Raw genomic sequence first — 18,728 nt, 5'->3', positions numbered from 1 at the left:
GTGCGATGGGGTCGCGGGCGAGCCGTCCGAGGCGGCGGACGAGGTCTTCGCGGCCGCCGAGGTCGAGGCCGGCGGCGGGCTCGTCGAGGAGGAGCAGTTCGGGGTCGGTCATCAGGGCGCGGGCGATCAGGGTGCGCTTGCGCTCGCCCTCGGAGAGGGTGCCGAACCTGCGGTCCAGGTACTCGGTCATGCCGAGGCGGTCGAGGAAGGCACGGGCGCGCTGCTCGTCGATGTCCTCGTACTCCTCCTGCCAGCCGGCCGTCATGCCGTACGCGGCGGTCAGGACGGTCTGCAGGACGGTCTGGCGCTTGGGCAGCTTGTCGGCCATGGCGATGCCGGCGACGCCGATGCGCGGACGCAGCTCGAAGACGTCGGTGCCGGGCTTGCCGAGCGTCTCGCCGAGGATGGTGGCGGTGCCGTTGCTCGGGTAGAGGTAGCTGGACGCGACATTGAGGAGGGTGGTCTTGCCGGCGCCGTTGGGGCCGAGGATGACCCAGCGCTCGCCCTCCTTGACCGACCAGGAGACCTGGTCCACCAGAGCCCGGCCCTCGCGGACCACGGATACGTCCTGAAGCTCCAGAACATCGCTCATGAGCGCGTTGTCTCCCCTTGCATTGTGGCCGGTCTCGGCTGTCGCGTACACCTGTGGCTCGGGCCGCGGCGCCGGTGGGCGCAGGCCCCTCCACGAAATCTACGCCACCGGTCGGCTTCACTGTTCCATCGGTCCGCTCCTTAGGGTGGGGGCATGCTCTCGGAACCACGCGCAGGGCGCCTTGCCGCCTGGGGAAATGCCCTTATTGCCCACATGGTCTCGCCGGACGACGCCGCGGTCGCGATCGTGGGCGACGACGCCGTGCACCGGGTGGAGGGGCTGCCGGGTGAGGACGCGCCGGTCGGTCTCACGCTCGCACTGGGGCGGCTTCGCGCGCTCGGGGCGAGTGGGCTACGGGTCGCGCTGCCCGCGCCGGGGCATCCGCTGGGGCTGAGCGGGCCGCCGGAGTTCAACGCGCGGGCCCTGGAGGCCGAGGAGGCGGTGATCTGCGAGGGGGCGGCGCTGGGGCTGGTGCCGGAGGTGTACGAGGCGGGGCCCGAGGGTGACGTGCACGTCGAGGTGGTGTGGCACTGCCTGCCGGTGCGGGAGGCGCCGCCGGCGGACGTGCCCTCGCTCGGGGAGGCGGAGCGGGAGCTGGCGGAGGCGCTGCGGGACGCGACGGAGGTGCTGACGCGGCTGGACGTCGCCGGGTCGGGGCCGGTGGCGGAGGCCGCGGTCGCGGCGTACCGGGCGCGGGCGGAGCGGTCCTCTGGGCGGGAGGTGCTGGCGCCGGGGTACCCGCCGCGGGCGGTGCGGGTGCTGGAGTTGGCGCAGCGGGTGGGGATGCTGGTGTCGCTGGCGTCCGAGAACGGGCACGGGGGTGCGGTGAGCGCGTCCGAGATGGCCGCGCGGGGGGATGCGCTCAGGCCGGTGGAGCGGGTGGCTCGGCGGGCGCAGGTCGCGGCGTACAACTCCGTTGTGGTGGAGCGGCCCGAGTGACGGTGCCGTGTCTTGGCGGCGGCCCGGCGTGAGTGGGGGCGTGGGGCGGGGGGATGCGCTGCTCGGCGCCGGCGAGGTGCCGCAGCGCCCACCCGTGCCGCCCCAGCGGCACGACTGCCCGCTGCTCGGGCGGCACGCGACTGCCCGCTGGCGGGGTGGCACGGGTGGGAGGGGTGGCCTGCGTCAGTGGTTGACGCCCAGGTTGCCGAAGGCCGGGTTCAGGACGCCGATGACGTTGACGCTGTTGCCGACGGCGTTGACCGGGATGTGGATCGGCGCCTGCACCAGGTTGCCGGAGGCGACGCCCGGGGAGCCGACGGCCTTGCCGTGGGCGTGGGCGCCGCCGTCGGTGGCGGAAGCCATGCCCGCGCCGGCGGCGATCAGCCCGCCGGCCACCATCGTCACGGCCGCTGCCTTCTTCAGGTTCTTCACTTACAAGCCCTCCTTGCGATCACCGCGGCAGTCGCCGTGGTGCGCCCTGAAGAACGGCCGGACCCCTCGAAGGATGCGCCATATGGGGGACATTCCCACGACGGTATGAATCTCCGACCGGAGGGGAACCCTCCGCCGCCCCGCCGCGTACAGGAGCGGCCCGGTCACGGCAGTCGGCGGTCGCTCAGCCGGTCACGCCGTGGCGCACGGCCCACAGGGCCGCCTGGGTGCGGTCCGCGAGGTCGAGTTTCATGAGGATGTTCGAGACGTGGGTCTTCACGGTCTTCTCGGAGAGGATCAGCGCACGCGCGATCTCCCGGTTGGAGCGGCCGTCCGCGATCAGGCCCAGCACCTCGCGCTCCCGCTCCGTGAGGGAACCCGCTCGGCCCGGCCCGGAGCTGGTCTCCTCCTGGCTCAGCAGGGCGCCCGCGACCTCGGGCTGGAGCAGGATGTGCCCGGCGTGGACGGAGCGGATGGCACCGGCCAGCGCGTCGGGGTCGACGTCCTTGTAGACGTATCCGGCGGCGCCCGCGCGCAGGGCGGGGACGACGGTGCGCTGCTCGGTGAAGCTGGTGACGACCAGCACGCGCGCGTGGTTGTCCAGTTCCCGGAGTCTGCGCAGGGCGTCGACGCCGTCCATGCCCGGCATCTTGACGTCCATGAGGATCACGTCGGGTTTCAGCTCCTGGGCGCGGTCGACGCCCTCGGCGCCGTCGGCGGCCTCGCCGACCACTTCGATGTCGTCCTGCACCTCCAGGAAGGTGCGCAGTCCCCGGCGGACCACCTGGTGGTCGTCGACGAGCAGGACCTTGATCGCGTCAGCCACCGGGAACCTCCATCTCGATCGTGGTGCCCTCGCCGGGCGCGGACCGCACGGTCAGCCGGCCGCCGGTGCCGTTCGCCCGGTCCCGCATGGAGACCAGGCCCAGGTGGCGTCCGGCGCGGCGCACCGTGCGGGGGTCGAAGCCGCCGCCGTCGTCGGTGACGCGCAGGACGGTTCCTGTGCCCCGCCGGTGCAGGGTCACGTCGACGTGTTCCGCTCCGGAGTGGCGCAGGGCGTTGTGCAGGGCCTCCTGGGCCACGCGCAGCATCGCCTCCTCCTGGGCGGCGGGCAGGGCCTTGACGCCGCGGCCGGTGAAGGTGACGCGGGCGGAGTGGGCACGGTCGAGGACCTGGATCTGGGTGCGCAGGGTGGCGACGAGGCCGTCCTCCTCCAGGGCGGCGGGGCGCAGCTCGACGACGGCGGCGCGCAGTTCGTCGGCGGCCTCCGCGGCGAGCGTGGCGACCTGGTGCAGCTCGTCCTTGGCCCGCGCGGGGTTCCGGTCGACCAGGGCGGTGGCGGCCTGGGCGGTCAGGCGCAGTGAGAACAGCTTCTGGCTGACCGCGTCGTGCAGTTCGTGGGCGAGGCGGGAGCGCTCCTCGGCGATGGTCAGCTCGCGGCTGCGCTCGTACAGACGCGCGTTGGTGAGGGCGATCGCGGCGTGCTGGGCGAGGATGCCGAGCAGTTCCTCGTCGTCCTGTGTGAAGCCGCAGGTGCCCGTGGGTTTGGGACAGTTCTTGTTGGCCAGGAAGAGGGCACCGATGACCTCGTCGCCGTCGCGGATCGGCAGGCCGAGGAAGTCGACCAGGTCCGGGTGGGCGGAGGGCCAGCCCCCGAAGCGGGGGTCCTTGCGGACGTCGCCGAGGCGCTCGGGGGTGGCCTCGTGGAGCATCGCGGCGAGGATGCCGTGCTGGCGCGGCAGGGGGCCGATGGCCTTCCACTGCTCGTCGCTGACGCCGTCGACCACGAACTGGGCGAAGCCGCCGTGGTCGTCGGGGACGCCGAGGGCGGCGTACTGCGCGTCGAGCAGCTCGCGGGCCGAGGCGACGATCGTCTTGAGGACGTCGCGCACCTCGAGGTGCCTGCTCATGGCCAGCAGCGCGGAACTCACCGCGGTGAGGCCGGACCGGGGGCCGTGGCTCATGTCCTCACGGTACCCGCGGGGGGTGGGGGCCGGATCGGCCCGGTGGCGGGCGTCGCCTAGGGCGGTGGGACTAGGTCCCGGGTCCCGCCCGCCGGGCCTAGGGCGAAGGGCCCGCCCCGGCCGGGACCCGTGCCCGAGGTGACCGGTGGCGCCGGGTTCCTACGTTGGGCTCACGCCGGCCGAACGGGCGGCGGGGACGACGAAGGGGACGTGTGCCATGCCGGTTGCGATCATCACGGGGGCGTCGAAGGGACTGGGCCGGGCGCTTGCCGAAGCCTTGGCGGCACGGGGGTGGGACCTGGTGCTGGACGCCAGGAATCCCGAGGTGCTCAAGGAGGCGGCGACGGCGCTGGAGGCGTACGGCACGCGCGTGGCGGCGTTGCCCGGTGACGTCACCGACTCCTGGCACCGGGCGGGGCTGGTGGCCGAGGCCCGGCGGCTGGGCGGCGTGGATCTGCTGGTCAGCAATGCGAGCGCGCTGGGCGCCGAGCCGCTGGTGCGGCTGGAGGAGCTGCCGCTGGAGGGCCTGCGGCGGGCCCTGGAGGTGAACGTCGTGGCCGCGCTGGGCCTGGTCCGGGAGGCGCTGCCGCTGCTGCGGGCGGCTCCGGCGGGCGCGGTGGTGACGGTCAGCTCGGACGCGGCCGCCGAGGCGTACGAGACGTGGGGCGGCTACGGGGCGTCGAAGGCGGCCCTGGACCAGCTGGCGGCGGTGCTCGGTGCCGAGGAGCCGGGGCTGCGGGTGTGGGCGGTCGATCCGGGGGACATGGCCACGGATCTGTACGCCGCGGCGGTACCGGACGACGACGATCCGCGGCCGGATCCGGCGAGCGTCGTGCCGGCGTTGCTGCGGCTGCTGGACGAGCGGCCGGCGAGTGGGCGCTACGGGGCTCCGGCGCTGCTGGAGGCGCGGTGATGTCGTCGCCGGCGGTGAGGGTCCCGGAGGAGTTGTCGGCCCGGGTGCCGGTGGAGCAGCGGGGGCCGGGCCTGGACCGGGACGGCGTTCGGATGCTGGTGTCGCACGGCACCGAGGTGTCCCACCACGCGTTCGGGGAGCTGCCGGGACTGCTGCGGGCCGGTGATCTGCTGGTGGTCAACACCTCGCCCACGCTGGCCGCCGCCGTGGACGGCCGGGTCGGGCACGCGCGCGTGGTGGTGCACTTCTCCACGCGCGGGGACGACGGCCGCTGGGCGGTGGAGCTGCGGGAACCGGACGGGAGGGGCACCACGCGTCCGCGTGCGGAGGTAGCGGGCCTCGCACGCGCGCGTGCGGAGGGAACGGACGGCGCACGTGCGGACGCGACGGGCGGCCCGCGGGCGCACGGGGCGGCGACAGGCGTCTCCCCTGCGCGTGCGCATGGAGTGGAGGGGCGCGGGTGCGGTGGTCTGGCGGGGACGAAGGTGCGGCTGCCGGGCGGGGCCCGGCTGGTGCTGGAGGAACCGCTGAGTGCGCGCGGGGAGCGGTTGTGGTGGGCGCGGGTGTCGGGGGTGGCGGTGCCCGCGCTGCTGCGGGAGCACGGGCGGCCCATCCGCTACTCCTATACGGACCGGGACCAGCCGCTGTCCGTCTACCAGACGGTGTTCGCGCTGCCGGCCACGGACGGGACGGGCAGTGCGGAGATGCCGAGCGCGGCGCGGCCCTTCACGGCGCGGCTGGTGGCGGAGCTGGTGAGCCGCGGGGTGCAGTTCGCGCCGGTGACGCTGCACACGGGGGTGGCGTCGGCGGAGTCGCACGAGCCCCCGTATCCGGAGCGGTTCGCCGTGCCGGAGGCGTCGGCGCGGCTGATCAACGCCGTGCGCGCCGGTGACGGGCGGGTGGTGGCCGTGGGGACGACGGCCGTGCGGGCGGTGGAGTCGGCGGCCGGCGCCGACGGGGTGGTGCGGGCCCGTGCGGGGTGGACCGATCTGGTGGTGACTCCGGAGCGCGGGGTGCGGGTGGTGGAGGGACTGCTGACGGGCCTGCACGAGCCCGAGGCCTCGCATCTGCTGATGCTGGAAGCGGTGGCGGGGCGGGCGGCGATCGACCGCGGGTACGAGGCGGCGGTGCGGGGTCGGTACCTGTGGCACGAGTTCGGGGACGTCCATCTCCTCCTGCCGTAGCGGGGCGTCGCACACCCCCTTACACATTGCATTGCTTCAGCAACCAAAAGTGAGAAAGGTGGGGGGCCGATGTGAGCCCGGGCATAGGGCGCACGTCACGTACGAAGAGGAGTAGGAGAACGACTCGTCCGTTTTGAGCGGGGCAGATGGTCCAATCTGCCCCGCTTTGCCGTTCCCTGATCCACTATCCCGGATCGTACGTCACACCTTTGCCTCCGGATTTTGCGGCCGCTAAGAATTGCTCTCGTCGCTCAGCGCCGTGGGTTCTCCCCCGCGGCGTTTGTGCCGGAAGCACCAACTGTCCCCACCGGACGAGAGCGACCTCCGCGCTATTCGAAGAGGTCTATCCCGCCATGCTCAAGAACATCCTCCCCCGTGGTCGCAGTCGTTCCCTGAACCGCAACCAGAAGGCCGCGATCGCCGGTGTCGGCGCGCTGGGCGCCGCCGCCGTCGCCCTCACCGCCGTCCCGGCCAGCGGTCAGACGACGACCACGAGCGAGGCCGCTCCGACGGCCAAGGTGGCGTACAGCACCAAGCAGATCCAGGACGTGCACGCCGGCGTCACCGGCCAGCTCGCCGGCGCCAGCCAGAAGGTCGCCGCGATCGAGGCCAAGCAGGAGGCGGCCGCGAAGAAGGCGACCGCCGAGAAGAAGGCCGCCGCCGAGAAGGCCGCCGCCAAGCGTGCGGCCAAGGAGTCCACCAGCCGCTCCGCCCAGCGAACCGAGGTCAAGAAGGCCGCGCCCAAGTCCTACCCGAACAACCTCGACGGCTGGATCCGCGAGGCCCGGGCCATCATGGCCAAGCACGACATCCCCGGTACCTACGAGGGCATCCACCGCAACATCATGCGGGAGTCCTCCGGCAACCCGAAGGCCATCAACGACTGGGACATCAACGCCATCAACGGCATCCCGTCGAAGGGCCTGCTCCAGGTCATCCCGCCGACGTTCAAGGCGTACCACGTGCCCGGTACCTCCTGGAACATCTACGACCCGGTCGCCAACATCGCCGCCGCGTGCAACTACGCCGCGGACAAGTACGGCACCATGGACAACGTCGACAGCGCGTACTGAGGTCGGCGCGGACCTCTTCACGACGTCGCCGACGCCGCACCGTACGCCGAAGGGCGGCACCCTCCTGACGGGGTGCCGCCCTTCGGGGCGTGCGGGGGCCTTCGGGCCCGCCGCCGGATTTCGGGCTACTTGCGCATGACCTCGGGCTCGTGCCGGCGCAGGAAGCGGGCGACGAAGAAGCCGCAGATCACGCCGAGGGCGATCAGCGCGGCCATGTCCAGTCCCCAGGCGCCGACGGTGTGCTCCCACAGCGGGTCGGCCTCGGCCCCCTTCTCGGGCGGGCTGATCTTGTTGAAGTCCAGCGTGGCACCGGCGGCGGCGACCGCCCAGCGCGAGGGCATCAGATAGGAGAACTGGTTGACGCCGACCGCGCCGTTCAGGGCGAAGAGGCAGCCGGTGAAGACGACCTGGATGATCGCGAACATCACCAGCAGCGGCATGGTCTTCTCGGCGGTCTTCACCAGCGAGGAGATGATCAGGCCGAACATCATCGAGGTGAAGCCCAGCGCCATGATCGGCAGGGACAGCTCGACGAGTGTCGCGCCGCCCAGGATCAACCCCTCCTCGGGGATCTCGCGGGAGGCGAAGCCGATCACGCCGACCAGCAGGCCCTGTCCCACGGTGATCAGACCGAGCACGAAGACCTTGGACATCAGGTACGCGGACCGGGACAGCCCGGTCGCGCGCTCCCGCTCGTAGATCACGCGTTCCTTGATCAGCTCACGGACCGAGTTCGCGGCGCCGGCGAAACAGGCGCCGACCGCGAGGATCAGCAGGACCGTGGTGGCGGTGCCGTTGGGGATGATCCGACCGGTCTGCGGGTTCGCCGGGTTGGGCAGCAGGCCCTTGTCCGCGTCGATGAGCAGGCTCACCGCGCCCAGCACGGCCGGCAGGATCACCATCAGGGCCAGGAAGCCCTTGTCGGAGGCGATCACCGAGACGTAGCGCCGCACCAGCGTCACGAACTGGGACATCCAGCCCTGTGGCTTCGGCGGCTTCATCGCCTGCATCGACGGCACCTGTACGGACTGCGGCGCGACGGCGTCCAGGTCCGCGGCGTACATCTGGTAGTGCTGCGAGCCCTTCCAGCGGCCGGCCCAGTCGTAGTCGCGGTAGTTCTCGAAGGCGGAGAAGACGTCGGCCCAGGTGTCGTAGCCGAAGAAGTTCAGCGCTTCCTCGGGCGGGCCGAAGTACGCCACCGAGCCGCCCGGCGCCATCACCAGCAGCTTGTCGCAGGTCGCCAGCTCGGCCACCGAGTGGGTGACGACGAGGACGGTGCGGCCGTCGTCGGCGAGGCCGCGCAGCAGCTGCATGACGTCGCGGTCCATGCCCGGGTCGAGGCCGGAGGTCGGCTCGTCCAGGAAGATCAGTGACGGCTTGGTGAGCAGTTCCAGGGCGACGGACACGCGCTTGCGCTGGCCGCCGGACAGGGACGTGACCTTCTTGTCCTTGTGGATGTCCAGCTTGAGCTCGCGCAGCACCTCGTCTATGCGGGCGTCGCGTTCGGCGGCCGTGGTGTCGGCCGGGAAGCGCAGCTTCGCCGCGTACTTGAGGGCCTTCTTGACGGTCAGCTCCTTGTGCAGGATGTCGTCCTGCGGGACCAGACCGATGCGCTGGCGCAGTTCGGCGAACTGCTTGTACAGGTTCCGGTTGTCGTACAGGACCTCGCCCTGGTCGGCCGGCCGGTAGCCGGTGAGCGCCTTGAGCAGGGTCGACTTGCCGGATCCCGACGGACCGATGACCGCGATCAGCGACTTCTCGGGTACGCCGAAGGAGACGTCCTTGAGGATCTGCTTGCCGCCGTCGACCGTGACGGTCAGGTGCCGGGCGGAGAAGGACACCTCACCGGTGTCGACGAACTCCTCGAGCCGGTCGCCGACGATCCGGAACGTCGAGTGGCCGACGCCCACGATGTCGGTCGGGCCGAGCAGCTGGGAGCCGCCCTTGGCGATCGGCAGACCGTTGACGTACGTGCCGTTGTGCGAGCCCAGGTCGCGGATCTCCATGCGCCCGTCGGGCGTCGAGTGGAACTCCGCGTGGTGGCGGCTGACCTGAAGGTCGGAGACGACCAGCTCGTTCTCCAGGGCACGTCCGATGCGCATCACGCGACCGAGCGAGAACTGGTGGAACGTGGTCGGGCTGCGGTCGCCGTGGACCGGTGACGCCCCCGCCGCGCCGCCGGAGCCCTGCTGCTGGGGGAAGTGCGGCGCGGCCTGCTGCGGCGGTTGCTGCGGCTGCTGCCAGCCGGCCTGCTGGGCCTGGTGCGGGTGCCCGTGCTGCGGCACCTGCTGCGGCGGCGCCTGCTGGGCCCAGCCCGCGTTGGCGCCCTGCGCGGCGTAAGGCTGCTGCTGCGGCTGGGACTGCGGGGTGCCGGCCGGGGCCTGCGCGCCGCTCAGGCTCACGCGCGGCCCGTCGGTCGCGTTGCCCAGGTTCAGCACCGTGCCGGCGCCGAGTTCCATCTGCTGGACGCGCTGTCCGTGTACGAACGTGCCGTTGGTGCTGCCGTGATCCTCGACCACCCAACTGCGGCCGTTGAAACTGATCGTGGCATGCCGCCAGGAAACCCTGGCATCGTCGAAAACAAGCTCCCCCTGCGGATCGCGTCCTAGCGCGTATGACCGGGACGGATCGAGCGTCCAGGTCCGTCCATTGGATTCCAGTACGAGTTCCGGCACTCCATGCCCCACTGAGTTGTCCCCCGATGTGCTCCCGTCGCGGGGAGTCTAGGGATGTCGAACATCGGGGGGAACTATTTCAGGCTCGCCCCCCTGACCGAAAGTCGGGCCTTGTGAAAACTGCGTAGGCACCCATCGGCCGTTCCCGTTGACGGGGTTGAAACCTGCCCGGAGAGTGGTATTCCACGCGAGGGGGACATGCGCGGCAACCTGACCGCGCAGCGGATCGGGGGGTCTGCCATGAGCGCGTCCACGAGCGTCGGAACCGAGGGGTACGGCATCCGTGTGCCGTGGGGCGACGTCCTGCTGTCCGCGATCGCCTCCGTGAGCTGGGCGTTGATCGGCATGGCGGGCACGGCGGTGCTCGGTCTGCGGCTGCTGGACGCGGACGCCGCGGGCTCGCTGGGGCCGATGACCGCGGCGGTCGTGGCGCTCGGGGCGGGTGGGTCGGTCACCCCGGACGGTGATGTGTCCGTGTTCGGACTGAAAGGGGCCGAGGCGCACACGGCCATCGAGATCACGCCACTGGGAGTGAGCCTGGTCGGCGCGCTGTTCCTGTCGTTCTTCTTCCTGCGGTCCCTGCGGGCGGCCGGGATCGTCGTCTCCCTCGCCGAACTCCTCGCCCGCGCGGGCGCGGTGGTCGCGCTGTTCGTGGCGATGACGGGCGGACTGGCCTGGGCGGGTCACGACGTCATCACGATCGACGGCGCCTCGATCGGGCTCGACGACCTGCCCGGCGGGGGTGACGGCGGTGACGGTGGGCCGGAGATTCCCGGGCTCGGTGACGTGGGCGGCGACATCGGCGGGCTGCTGCCCGACCGGATCGGCGACCTCGTCGGCGCCCGGGCCGCCGTCGGGTTCACCGTCGACACCGCGCCGACGCTGCTGGGCGGTCTCGTCTGGTCCGCGGGAGTGCTGCTGATCGCGTTGCTGGCATCGCGCCGCACTCCGCTGCCGCGCGGGTGCGAGGCGGTGCACCGGGTGGTGCGGCCGGCCGTGTCCGCCGTGGTCACGGTGGCGCTGACGGCGGTGGCGGCCGGTTGCGCGGCGGCGGTCTGGGCGGCGATCGGCGACGACCACCCTCGGCGGATCGCGGGGGCCGCACTGCTGGGTGCGCCGAACGGGGCCTGGCTCGGTCTTCCCGTCGGCCTGTTCGTGCCCTGGGACGGGCGGGCCACCGGCGCGCTGGTCGACGTCCTCCCGGCTCCCCTGGACGACCTGCTCGGGTCCGGCACCGGGGAGCCGGTCACGCTGGGGCGGCTGGCGGAACTGGACGGGCGGGTGTGGCTGCTCGGGGTGGCCGCGGCGCTGACGATGCTGCTGGCCGGGGTGCTGACGGCGGTCCGGACACCGGTGGGTCACGGTGAGGCACGGTCCCTCGCCTTCGCTCGGCGCTGTGCGCTGCGGCTGGGCGTCACCGGCGCGCTGACGCTGCCGCTGCTGTCGTGGCTCACGGAGGTGTCCGTGGACGCCTCCCTGTCCGTGCTCGGGATCGACGCCTTCGGCGCGGGCATCGACCTGCGCGGACATCTCGGGGCGGCGCTGCTGCTGGGCGCCGTGTGGGGTGCGGGCGCGGGGTCCCTCGGGGCGCTGCTGGCGCGGGTGAGCGGGGCGGCGGGGACCCGGGCGTCGGGGTTGGCACTCGGTGCCGGAGTGGTGACGGAGGGTCGCGGTGCGGGTGGTGGGGGCGGTGTGACGTCCGTGGCGGCGCCCTCGGAGCCGTACCGGTCGGGTGCCCCGTACCGGCGGCCCGGCCCGGGCACGCATCCCCACGTCTGGTCCCGAGCGGAGGCGGGAGCTGGCCCCGGCACGGCACCGGGAGGGTGGGAGCCCGAAGACGCGCGCCCGCCTGACGCGGGGCGGTTGCCGGGGCCGGGCCATACGCAGCCCGGGACACCGCCGCCCGGCGTCGGCGGTCGGGTCTGCGGTCCCGGGCCGTACGACGACGAGGCGGCGCGCGGGGCCGACGCGACGGGCGGGGAGGACTCCTGGGCGGGGCGCGAGACCGCCACGACGGACCGGAGAGACCCGTGGACCAGGCACGAGACCGCCACGACGGACCGGAGAGACCCGTGGACCGGGCACGAGACCGCCACGGCCGACCGGAGGGGCCATTGGGCGGGCCAGGAGCGCGGTGAGGCCGACCAGCAGGAGGACGACGGGGCGGATCGGCAGGCCGACGACGACGTGTACGGAGCTCCCACGGTGGCCGGGCCGCTCGCCCCGCCGCCGGGAACGCCGCGACGGCCGCCGAGGCCGGGTGAACGCCCCCCGTCCCGGCCCTGGGGCGAGCGTCCTCCGCCCCCACCGCCTCCTCCTCCCGTCCCGCCGGGACGGCCCGGGGACGGACGGTGAAGGGCGGCCGCCGGCAATCATCGTGCCGCACCGCACCGTCCGGAGCGCGGAGCACCTGCCCCCGCCCACCTGGGCAGAACGCGGGAGGCCGGGTCGCACGGCGCCCTCGGCGTCCCTACGGTGCGCAGTGGGCATCGGGGCTCCGGGGCGGCGGGACCGCAGCCCGCTGCCGCCCCTGCCGTGTGCACCGCGCGCCTCCCCGTGCCGGCTGTCCGCCAGGCGGACCTCGGGAGCGGGCGGCACCCAGTGCCGGATACGGTGGGAACACCATGAGCGCTACGCAGACCTCTGACGTTCCCACGCTTCTCGTCAAGATCTTCGGCAAGGACCGGCCGGGCATCACCGCCGGCCTGTTCGACACCCTCGCCGCCTACTCCGTCGACGTCGTCGACATCGAGCAGGTCGTCACCCGTGGCCGGATCGTGCTGTGCGCGCTCGTGACCGAGCCGCCCCGCGGCCTGGAGGGTGACCTCCGGGCGACCGTCCACAGCTGGGCGGAGTCGCTGAAGCTGCAGGCGGAGATCATCTCCGGCATCGGCGACAACCGGCCGCGCGGTTTCGGCCGCTCCCTGGTCACGGTGCTGGGGCACCCGCTCACCGCGGAGGCGACCGCCGCCATAGCGGCCCGGATCACCGAGTCCGGCAGCAACATCGACCGGATCTTCCGGCTCGCCAAGTACCCGGTGACCGCCGTCGAGTTCGCGGTCTCCGGCGTGGAGACCGAACCGCTGCGCACGGCCCTGGCCACCGAGGCCGCGGCACTCGGCGTGGACATCGCGGTGGTCGCGGCGGGGCTGCACCGGAGGGCGCAGCGCCTGGTCGTGATGGACGTGGACTCGACGCTGATCCAGGACGAGGTCATCGAGCTGTTCGCCGCCCACGCCGGCTGCGAGGACAAGGTCGCCGAGGTGACCGCGGCCGCGATGCGCGGGGAGCTGGACTTCGAGCAGTCGCTGCACGCGCGCGTGGCCCTGCTGGCGGGCCTTGACGCCTCGGTGGTGGACAAGGTGCGCGCCGAGGTGCGGCTGACGCCGGGCGCCCGCACCCTGATCCGCACCCTGAAGCGGCTCGGCTACCAGGTGGGTGTCGTCTCCGGCGGTTTCACCCAGGTCACCGACGCCTTGCGGGAGCAGCTGGGGCTGGACTTCGCCCAGGCCAACACGCTGGAGATCGTCGACGGCAGGCTGACCGGCCGGGTCACCGGGGAGATCGTGGACCGGGCGGGCAAGGCGCGGCTGCTGCGCCGGTTCGCCGCCGAGGCCGGGGTACCGCTGTCGCAGACCGTGGCGATCGGTGACGGCGCCAACGACCTGGACATGCTGAACGCGGCCGGGCTCGGCGTCGCCTTCAACGCCAAGCCGGTGGTGCGCGAGGCCGCGCACACCGCGGTGAACGTGCCCTTCCTGGACACGGTGCTGTATCTGCTGGGCATCACCCGCGAGGAGGTCGAAGCCGCGGACACGCTGGACGAGGGGCTCGGCGACGGCCTCGGTCTCTCCCCCGAGCGGCTCTGACGGCCGGGAGCCCGGACGGCGGCGGCACGGGCGGACGCCCGGCGCGACGAGGGCCCGGACCGCCAGGGTGCCGGGCCCCGTGCCGCGGATGCGGTCAGTCGGTCGGCGCCCAGTAGTCGACCAGGGTGGCCGTGCCGGGCTCCACGTCCTTCCAGGAGCCCGTGAAGGTCAGGACGGCGAAGGCGGCGGTCGGGAAGCCCCGGCGGTCGATCCGCTCGCGGACCGCGTCCTCGGCGGAGCCGGCCAGGATCTCGGTCAGTGCCTCCATGCCCGGGTTGTGGCCGATCATCAGCACGTTCGACAGGTCGTCGGGGGTCTCGTTGAGCACGGCGATCAGCTCGCCGGGCGAGGCCTCGTAGATCCGCTCCTCATAGACGGTTTTCGGCCGGTGCGGGAACTCCTGGACGGCGAGCTTCCAGGTCTCCCGGGTCCGCACCGCGGTGGAGCACAGGGCCTGGTCGAAGGGGACTCCGGTGTCCGCGAGCCGACGCCCGGCCTCCGCGGCGTCCATGCGGCCCCGGTCGGCGAGCGGCCGCTCGTGGTCGCTCACCTGTGGCCAGTCGGCTTTCGCATGCCGGAAGAGAACAATCCTGCGGGGTTCTGCGACGCTCATGTCATCCAGCTTCGCATGAAACAGGCCACGGGGCTCTGGTAGTTGACATGCGGATTCGCCACGCTGGGCCCGTGACGGACGGCGGTCGGCGCTCAGTGTCCGGTCAGCTGCTCCACCCGCTCCAGCAGGTGGGCTATCGCGGGCTGATCGGCGGCCGCGTGGGCGTCGGCGGGATTGAGGATGAGCAGGAGCAGCGAGACGAAGGCCAGCACGGGCAGGGCCACGGCCCACCAGGGCAGCCGGATGTCGACACCGCCCCGGGTCGCCTGGGGAGGCCGGGTCTGAATAGGGGCCGACATGAGTGCCTCCGCTGGTCTTCGGGCGTCCCTGGTCCGTGCTCCGCGGCCCGCGTGTCGCGGGCACATCTCGAAGTTACGGACTCCGCGGGGCCCAACCCATCCGGAGGTCCACCCACTTGACCCTGACCCTCACCCCCTAGGGGACGGGGGGTTAACCCCACCCTCCACTCGGTGAGGGCGGCGTCACGGAGAGGCGATGGTCGCGATGACGCCGATGATCACGAAGATCGCGAGGAAGGAGCCGAAGACGATCAGCATCTTCTTCTGGCCGTGCTGGGGGTTCGGATCGAGGACTGGCATACGGCAAGTCTCGCATCCCCCGCGTGGACGGCTCCCGGCGACCCACCGGCCCGGCCCGGCGGACCGGCCACCGGGAGCGGGGCACCGCCCGCCGGGCTCAGCGGCCCGCCTCGTCCTCCACCGTGCGGTCGCGCCCCGCCAGGACGCCCACCACGATCTGCGGCACCATCAGCGCGCTCATCAGCGCGATCGGCAGTCCCCAGCCGCCGCTGTGCTGGTAGAGGACGCCCACCAGGAGGGGACCCGGGATGGAGATCAGGTAGCCGGTGCTCTGCGCGAAGGCGGACAGCTGGGCCACGCCCGCTCCCGTCCTGGCCCGCATGCCGACCATGGTCAGCGCGAGCGGGAAGGCGCAGTTGGAGACGCCGAGCAGCAGGGCCCAGGCCCAGGCGCCGCCGACCGGGGCGAAGTACAGACCGGCGTATCCGGCGAGCCCGCACAGGCCCAGGACCAGCACGATCGGGCCCTGGTGGGGCAGGCGGGTCGCCACGCGCGGGATGACGAAGGCGAGCGGCACGCCCATCACCATGATGACGGCGAGCAGCAGCCCGGCGGTGCCGGCGGACACGCCGGAGTCACGGAAGATCTGCGCCATCCATCCCATCGTGATGTAGGCGGCGGTGGCCTGGAGGCCGAAGAAGACGGCGAGCGCCCAGGCCGTACGGCTGCGGGTGATCTTCAGCGGCGGCTGTTCCACCGGCTTGCCGGCGGGCCGCACGCTCTCCCGCCGCGGCTGCGACGTGGACGATCCGTCGGCCGCCGGCGTCTTCCGGTTCCGTACGAAGGGGAGCCACGGCACGACGGCCAGCGCCGGCAGCACGGCCCAGACCGCGAGACCGGGCTGCCAGTGGCCGCCCAGCGCGTTCGTCACGGGCACGGTCGCCGCGGCGGCGACGGAGGTGCCGAACGCGAGCGCCATCGAGTACAGGCCGGTCATGGAACCGACGCGGTCGGGGAAGTAGCGCTTGACGATGACCGGCATCAGGACGTTGCTGACCGCGATGCCCATCAGTGCCAGGGCGGTGGCGGCCAGGAAGCCGCCCGTGCCCCCGGCGTACGGGCGTATCAGCAGGCCGGCGGTGATGGCGACCATGCCGGCGCAGACCACCGCTCCGGGCCCGAAGCGCCGGGCCAGCCGGGGGGCGGTGACCCCGAAGACGGCGAAGCACAGCGGAGGCACTGACGTGAGCAGTCCGGCGACGCTGCCGCTCATGCCGAGTCCGTCGCGGACCTCTTCCAGGAGCGCGCCCAGGCTGGTGATGGCGGGGCGCAGGTTCAGCGCGGCCAGGACGATACCGAGGATGAGCAGCCGGGTCGTCCACGCGCGCGTGGCGGGCGCCTCGCCGGGTACCTCGTGCTTCCTGCTCTCGGCGCGCGTCTCGGCGCACACGTCCGTACTCGCCTCCGTACGCGTCTCGGTCCGGGTTTCGTCACTAGCCATGAGACCCATCATAGAATCATGGGATGATTGGTTGTCCACACGCTCGTCCGCTCGTGTGCGAAGGTGAGCCATGCCACTGAGCCATCCCCGCCGTTCGGCCCTGTCCGAGCAGGTCATCGCCGCGCTGCGGCAGCAGATCGCCTCGGGCGAGTGGCCGGTCGGCTCCCGCATCCCCACGGAACCCGAACTGGTCGAGCAGCTCGGCGTCGCCCGGAACACGGTCCGTGAGGCGGTCCGCGCGCTCGCGCACAACGGGCTGCTGGACATCCGCCAGGGCTCGGGCACGTACGTCGTGGCGACCAGCGAGCTGGCCGGCGTCATGCAGCGCCGCTTCGCGGGCGCGGAACCCCGGCACATCGCCGAGCTGCGTTCCACGCTGGAGTCGGCCGCCGCGCGCCTGGCCGCCGAGCGGCGTACGGAAAAGGACCTGAAGCAGATCGACGCCCTGCTGCTGCGCCGGGAGGAGGCCTGGGACTCGGGCGAGGCGGAGGCGTTCGTGGCGGCGGACGCCACGTTCCACCTGGCGGTCGTGGCCGCCTCGCACAACGACGTGCTGACCGCGATGTACGCGGACCTCAGCGAGGTGCTGCGGGACTGGCTGCGGGGCGACGTGGGCGAGGGCATGACACCGGCGTCACACATGGACCACGGCCGGCTGGTGGACGCGATCCGCGCGGGCGACGCGGCGACGGCGGCGGAGGAGGCGGCGGCCTATCCGTTCGTGTGCCGTCCGGGGCTGTTCGGCCCGCCCTCGGACGACTGACTCGCGCCCCGGCCGGGGGCGGCACGGGCGCCGCTCCGGCGAGGGCGACGGCGACGGCGACGGCGACGGCGACGGGGGACGGGGAAGAAACGGCGAACGGGCGAGGGCCCGCACCCCGTACACGGGACGCGGGCCCTCGGCGAGGCGGCCGGTCAGGCGCCGATGGCGTGCAGACCGCCGTCGACGTGGACGATCTCGCCCGTCGTCTTGGGGAACCAGTCGCTCAGCAGGGCGACGATGCCGCGGCCGGCCGGCTCCGGGTCCTTCAGGTCCCACTCCAGCGGGGAACGGCTGTCCCACACGGAGGCGAGGTCCGCGAAGCCCGGGATGGACTTGGCGGCCATGGAGCCGATCGGGCCCGCCGAGACCAGGTTGCAGCGGATGTTCTGCTTGCCGAGGTCACGGGCCATGTAGCGGCTGGTGGCCTCCAGCGCGGCCTTCGCCGGGCCCATCCAGTCGTACTGCGGCCAGGCGTACTGCGCGTCGAAGGTGAGGCCGACGACCGAGCCGCCGTTCTGCATCAGCGGCAGGCAGGCCATGGTCAGCGACTTCAGGGAGTACGCCGAGACGTGCATGGCGGTGGCCACCGACTCGAACGGCGTGTTCAGGAAGTTGCCGCCGAGCGCGTCCTGGGGGGCGAAGCCGATGGAGTGCACGACGCCGTCGAGACCGCCCAGCTCCTCGCCGACGACGTCCGCGAGCCGGGCGAGGTGCTCGTCGTTGGTGACGTCCAGCTCGATGACCTTGGTGGGCTTGGGCAGCTTCTTGGCGATGCGCTCGGTCAGCGTGGGCCGCGGGAACGCGGTCAGGATGATCTCGGCACCCTGCTCCTGGGCCAGCTTCGCGGCGTGGAAGGCGATGGAGGACTCCATCAGCACACCGGTGATCAGGACGCGCTTGCCCTCGAGAATTCCGCTCATGGTGATCAGTGACCCATTCCCAGTCCGCCGTCAACGGGGATGACGGCTCCAGTGATGTACGAGGCGTCGTCCGAGGCGAGGAACCGCACCGTCGCGGCGATCTCCTCCGGCCGCGCGTACCGCCCCAGCGGCACCTGCGACACGATGTTGGCCCGCTGCTCGTCGGTGAGCACCTTGGTCATGTCGGTGTCGACGAAGCCGGGCGCGACGACGTTGAAGGTGATGTTGCGCGACCCCAGCTCGCGGGCGAGGGAGCGCGCGAAGCCGACCAGGCCGGCCTTGGAGGCGGCGTAGTTCGCCTGCCCGGCGGAGCCGAGGAGCCCGACCACCGACGAGATGAGGACGACGCGGCCCTTCTTGGCACGCAGCATGGCGCGGTTGGCGCGCTTGACGACGCGGAAGGTGCCGGTGAGGTTGGTCTCGAGGACGGAGGTGAAGTCCTCCTCCGACATGCGCATCAGGAGCTGGTCCTTGGTGACGCCGGCGTTGGCGATCAGGACCTCGACGGGACCGTGCGTCTCCTCGATCTCCTTGTAGGCCTGCTCCACCTGCTCGGTGTCGGTGATGTCGCACTTGACGGCCAGGAAGCCCTCCGGGGGCTCACCCGAGCGGTATGTGATCGCGACCTTGTCGCCTGCGTCGGCGAAGGCGCGGGCGATGGCGAGGCCGATGCCCCGGTTTCCTCCGGTGACGAGAACCGAGCGGCTCAACGGATCACCCTTTCCCTAGCGGTCGTCCACCCGTCCGGTCA

The 18,728-nt window shown here is 72.5% G+C and carries 17 protein-coding genes and 1 pseudogene; 7 read left to right on the top strand and 11 right to left on the bottom strand.

Going from position 1 to position 18,728, the window contains the following annotated elements; all coding sequences use genetic code 11:
- Window positions 1-61 precede the first annotated feature (61 nt).
- Window positions 62-592: pseudogene (locus NI25_RS30335) on the bottom strand (ABC transporter ATP-binding protein); the annotation flags it as partial.
- 153 nt (window positions 593-745) lie between these two features.
- On the opposite strand from NI25_RS30335, the gene NI25_RS30330 reads away from it, so the two are divergent.
- Window positions 746-1,531, top strand: coding sequence for a hypothetical protein (locus NI25_RS30330; protein WP_061445504.1), 786 nt, complete (start codon window positions 746-748; stop codon window positions 1,529-1,531).
- A gap of 183 nt (window positions 1,532-1,714) precedes the next feature.
- Here the strand turns inward: NI25_RS30330 and chpE are convergent, their stop codons facing one another.
- From chpE to NI25_RS30315, 3 genes are all read right to left on the bottom strand, one after another.
- On the bottom strand, window positions 1,715-1,963 hold the full coding sequence (chpE, locus tag NI25_RS30325; RefSeq protein ID WP_003977022.1) for a chaplin ChpE: 249 nt from the start codon (window positions 1,961-1,963) through the stop codon (window positions 1,715-1,717).
- A 184-nt stretch (window positions 1,964-2,147) separates the two neighbouring features.
- Entirely contained in the window at window positions 2,148-2,789 is a 642-nt protein-coding gene (locus NI25_RS30320; RefSeq protein ID WP_061445503.1) for a response regulator, read from the bottom strand.
- On the bottom strand, window positions 2,782-3,927 hold the full coding sequence (locus tag NI25_RS30315) for a GAF domain-containing sensor histidine kinase (RefSeq protein ID WP_061445502.1): 1,146 nt from the start codon (window positions 3,925-3,927) through the stop codon (window positions 2,782-2,784). The genes NI25_RS30320 and NI25_RS30315 overlap by 8 nt, the downstream gene beginning before the upstream one ends.
- Window positions 3,928-4,144: 217 nt before the next feature.
- On the opposite strand from NI25_RS30315, the gene NI25_RS30310 reads away from it, so the two are divergent.
- The 3 genes from NI25_RS30310 to NI25_RS30300 all read left to right on the top strand — a co-directional run bounded on the left by NI25_RS30310 (window position 4,145) and on the right by NI25_RS30300 (window position 7,097).
- Window positions 4,145-4,840, top strand: coding sequence for an SDR family NAD(P)-dependent oxidoreductase (locus NI25_RS30310; protein WP_061445501.1), 696 nt, complete (start codon window positions 4,145-4,147; stop codon window positions 4,838-4,840).
- Complete coding sequence (locus tag NI25_RS30305; RefSeq protein WP_061445500.1) at window positions 4,840-6,024, top strand: S-adenosylmethionine:tRNA ribosyltransferase-isomerase; 1,185 nt, start codon at window positions 4,840-4,842, stop codon at window positions 6,022-6,024. The genes NI25_RS30310 and NI25_RS30305 overlap by 1 nt, the downstream gene beginning before the upstream one ends.
- Window positions 6,025-6,377: 353 nt before the next feature.
- Window positions 6,378-7,097: a transglycosylase SLT domain-containing protein gene (locus tag NI25_RS30300; RefSeq protein ID WP_061445499.1), complete on the top strand. Its 720-nt coding sequence runs from the start codon at window positions 6,378-6,380 to the stop codon at window positions 7,095-7,097.
- A 125-nt stretch (window positions 7,098-7,222) separates the two neighbouring features.
- Here the strand turns inward: NI25_RS30300 and NI25_RS30295 are convergent, their stop codons facing one another.
- Window positions 7,223-9,772 carry an FHA domain-containing protein gene (locus NI25_RS30295; RefSeq protein WP_199561049.1) on the bottom strand — a complete coding sequence of 850 codons (2,550 nt, stop codon included), beginning with the start codon at window positions 9,770-9,772 and terminating at the stop codon, window positions 7,223-7,225.
- A gap of 240 nt (window positions 9,773-10,012) precedes the next feature.
- Here NI25_RS30295 and NI25_RS30290 point away from each other — a divergent pair, with 240 nt between their 5' ends.
- Both NI25_RS30290 and serB read left to right on the top strand, forming a co-directional pair.
- The gene (locus NI25_RS30290) at window positions 10,013-12,127 is read left to right on the top strand and encodes a streptophobe family protein (protein ID WP_061447161.1); all 2,115 of its coding nucleotides are present in this window, start codon (window positions 10,013-10,015) and stop codon (window positions 12,125-12,127) included.
- A gap of 269 nt (window positions 12,128-12,396) precedes the next feature.
- Entirely contained in the window at window positions 12,397-13,641 is a 1,245-nt protein-coding gene (serB, locus tag NI25_RS30285) for a phosphoserine phosphatase SerB (RefSeq protein ID WP_061445497.1), read from the top strand.
- Between the two features lie 94 nt (window positions 13,642-13,735).
- Here the strand turns inward: serB and NI25_RS30280 are convergent, their stop codons facing one another.
- The 4 genes from NI25_RS30280 to NI25_RS30265 form a co-directional block, all read right to left on the bottom strand.
- Entirely contained in the window at window positions 13,736-14,254 is a 519-nt protein-coding gene (locus NI25_RS30280) for a SixA phosphatase family protein (RefSeq protein ID WP_061445496.1), read from the bottom strand.
- Between the two features lie 92 nt (window positions 14,255-14,346).
- Window positions 14,347-14,553: a hypothetical protein gene (locus tag NI25_RS30275; protein WP_061445495.1), complete on the bottom strand. Its 207-nt coding sequence runs from the start codon at window positions 14,551-14,553 to the stop codon at window positions 14,347-14,349.
- A gap of 183 nt (window positions 14,554-14,736) precedes the next feature.
- On the bottom strand, window positions 14,737-14,853 hold the full coding sequence (locus tag NI25_RS40555) for an SGM_5486 family transporter-associated protein (RefSeq protein WP_037836969.1): 117 nt from the start codon (window positions 14,851-14,853) through the stop codon (window positions 14,737-14,739).
- Window positions 14,854-14,950: 97 nt separating this feature from the next.
- On the bottom strand, window positions 14,951-16,294 hold the full coding sequence (locus tag NI25_RS30265) for a CynX/NimT family MFS transporter (protein ID WP_420710789.1): 1,344 nt from the start codon (window positions 16,292-16,294) through the stop codon (window positions 14,951-14,953).
- A gap of 70 nt (window positions 16,295-16,364) precedes the next feature.
- On the opposite strand from NI25_RS30265, the gene NI25_RS30260 reads away from it, so the two are divergent.
- Entirely contained in the window at window positions 16,365-17,057 is a 693-nt protein-coding gene (locus NI25_RS30260; protein ID WP_061445493.1) for a FadR/GntR family transcriptional regulator, read from the top strand.
- Between the two features lie 152 nt (window positions 17,058-17,209).
- Here the strand turns inward: NI25_RS30260 and fabI are convergent, their stop codons facing one another.
- The gene (gene fabI / locus NI25_RS30255) at window positions 17,210-17,977 is read right to left on the bottom strand and encodes an enoyl-ACP reductase FabI (RefSeq protein WP_031047682.1); all 768 of its coding nucleotides are present in this window, start codon (window positions 17,975-17,977) and stop codon (window positions 17,210-17,212) included.
- Between the two features lie 5 nt (window positions 17,978-17,982).
- The gene (fabG, locus tag NI25_RS30250) at window positions 17,983-18,687 is read right to left on the bottom strand and encodes a 3-oxoacyl-[acyl-carrier-protein] reductase (protein WP_061445492.1); all 705 of its coding nucleotides are present in this window, start codon (window positions 18,685-18,687) and stop codon (window positions 17,983-17,985) included.
- Window positions 18,688-18,728 lie beyond the last annotated feature (41 nt).

This window comes from Streptomyces sp. CCM_MD2014, from assembly GCF_000772045.1.
In the GTDB taxonomy this organism is placed as follows: Bacteria; Actinomycetota; Actinomycetes; order Streptomycetales; family Streptomycetaceae; genus Streptomyces; species Streptomyces salinarius.
Note: the sequence above shows the minus strand (reverse complement) of the source record. Positions and strands in the feature narration are given on the sequence as shown.

Bases quoted from the DNA above. Each gene is read 5' to 3' on its own strand.
- NI25_RS30290 (WP_061447161.1), top strand. From the start codon at position 10,013: ATGAGCGCGTCCACGAGCGTCGGAACCGAGGGGTACGGCATCCGTGTG.
- NI25_RS30280 (WP_061445496.1), bottom strand. From the start codon at position 14,254: ATGAGCGTCGCAGAACCCCGCAGGATTGTTCTCTTCCGGCATGCGAAA.
- NI25_RS30275 (WP_061445495.1), bottom strand. From the start codon at position 14,553: ATGTCGGCCCCTATTCAGACCCGGCCTCCCCAGGCGACCCGGGGCGGT.
- NI25_RS30260 (WP_061445493.1), top strand. From the start codon at position 16,365: ATGCCACTGAGCCATCCCCGCCGTTCGGCCCTGTCCGAGCAGGTCATC.
- NI25_RS30305 (WP_061445500.1), top strand. From the start codon at position 4,840: ATGTCGTCGCCGGCGGTGAGGGTCCCGGAGGAGTTGTCGGCCCGGGTG.
- NI25_RS30265 (WP_420710789.1), bottom strand. From the start codon at position 16,294: ATGGCTAGTGACGAAACCCGGACCGAGACGCGTACGGAGGCGAGTACG.
- NI25_RS30310 (WP_061445501.1), top strand. From the start codon at position 4,145: ATGCCGGTTGCGATCATCACGGGGGCGTCGAAGGGACTGGGCCGGGCG.
- NI25_RS30315 (WP_061445502.1), bottom strand. From the start codon at position 3,927: ATGAGCCACGGCCCCCGGTCCGGCCTCACCGCGGTGAGTTCCGCGCTG.
- NI25_RS30300 (WP_061445499.1), top strand. From the start codon at position 6,378: ATGCTCAAGAACATCCTCCCCCGTGGTCGCAGTCGTTCCCTGAACCGC.
- NI25_RS30330 (WP_061445504.1), top strand. From the start codon at position 746: ATGCTCTCGGAACCACGCGCAGGGCGCCTTGCCGCCTGGGGAAATGCC.
- NI25_RS40555 (WP_037836969.1), bottom strand. From the start codon at position 14,853: ATGCCAGTCCTCGATCCGAACCCCCAGCACGGCCAGAAGAAGATGCTG.
- serB (WP_061445497.1), top strand. From the start codon at position 12,397: ATGAGCGCTACGCAGACCTCTGACGTTCCCACGCTTCTCGTCAAGATC.
- fabI (WP_031047682.1), bottom strand. From the start codon at position 17,977: ATGAGCGGAATTCTCGAGGGCAAGCGCGTCCTGATCACCGGTGTGCTG.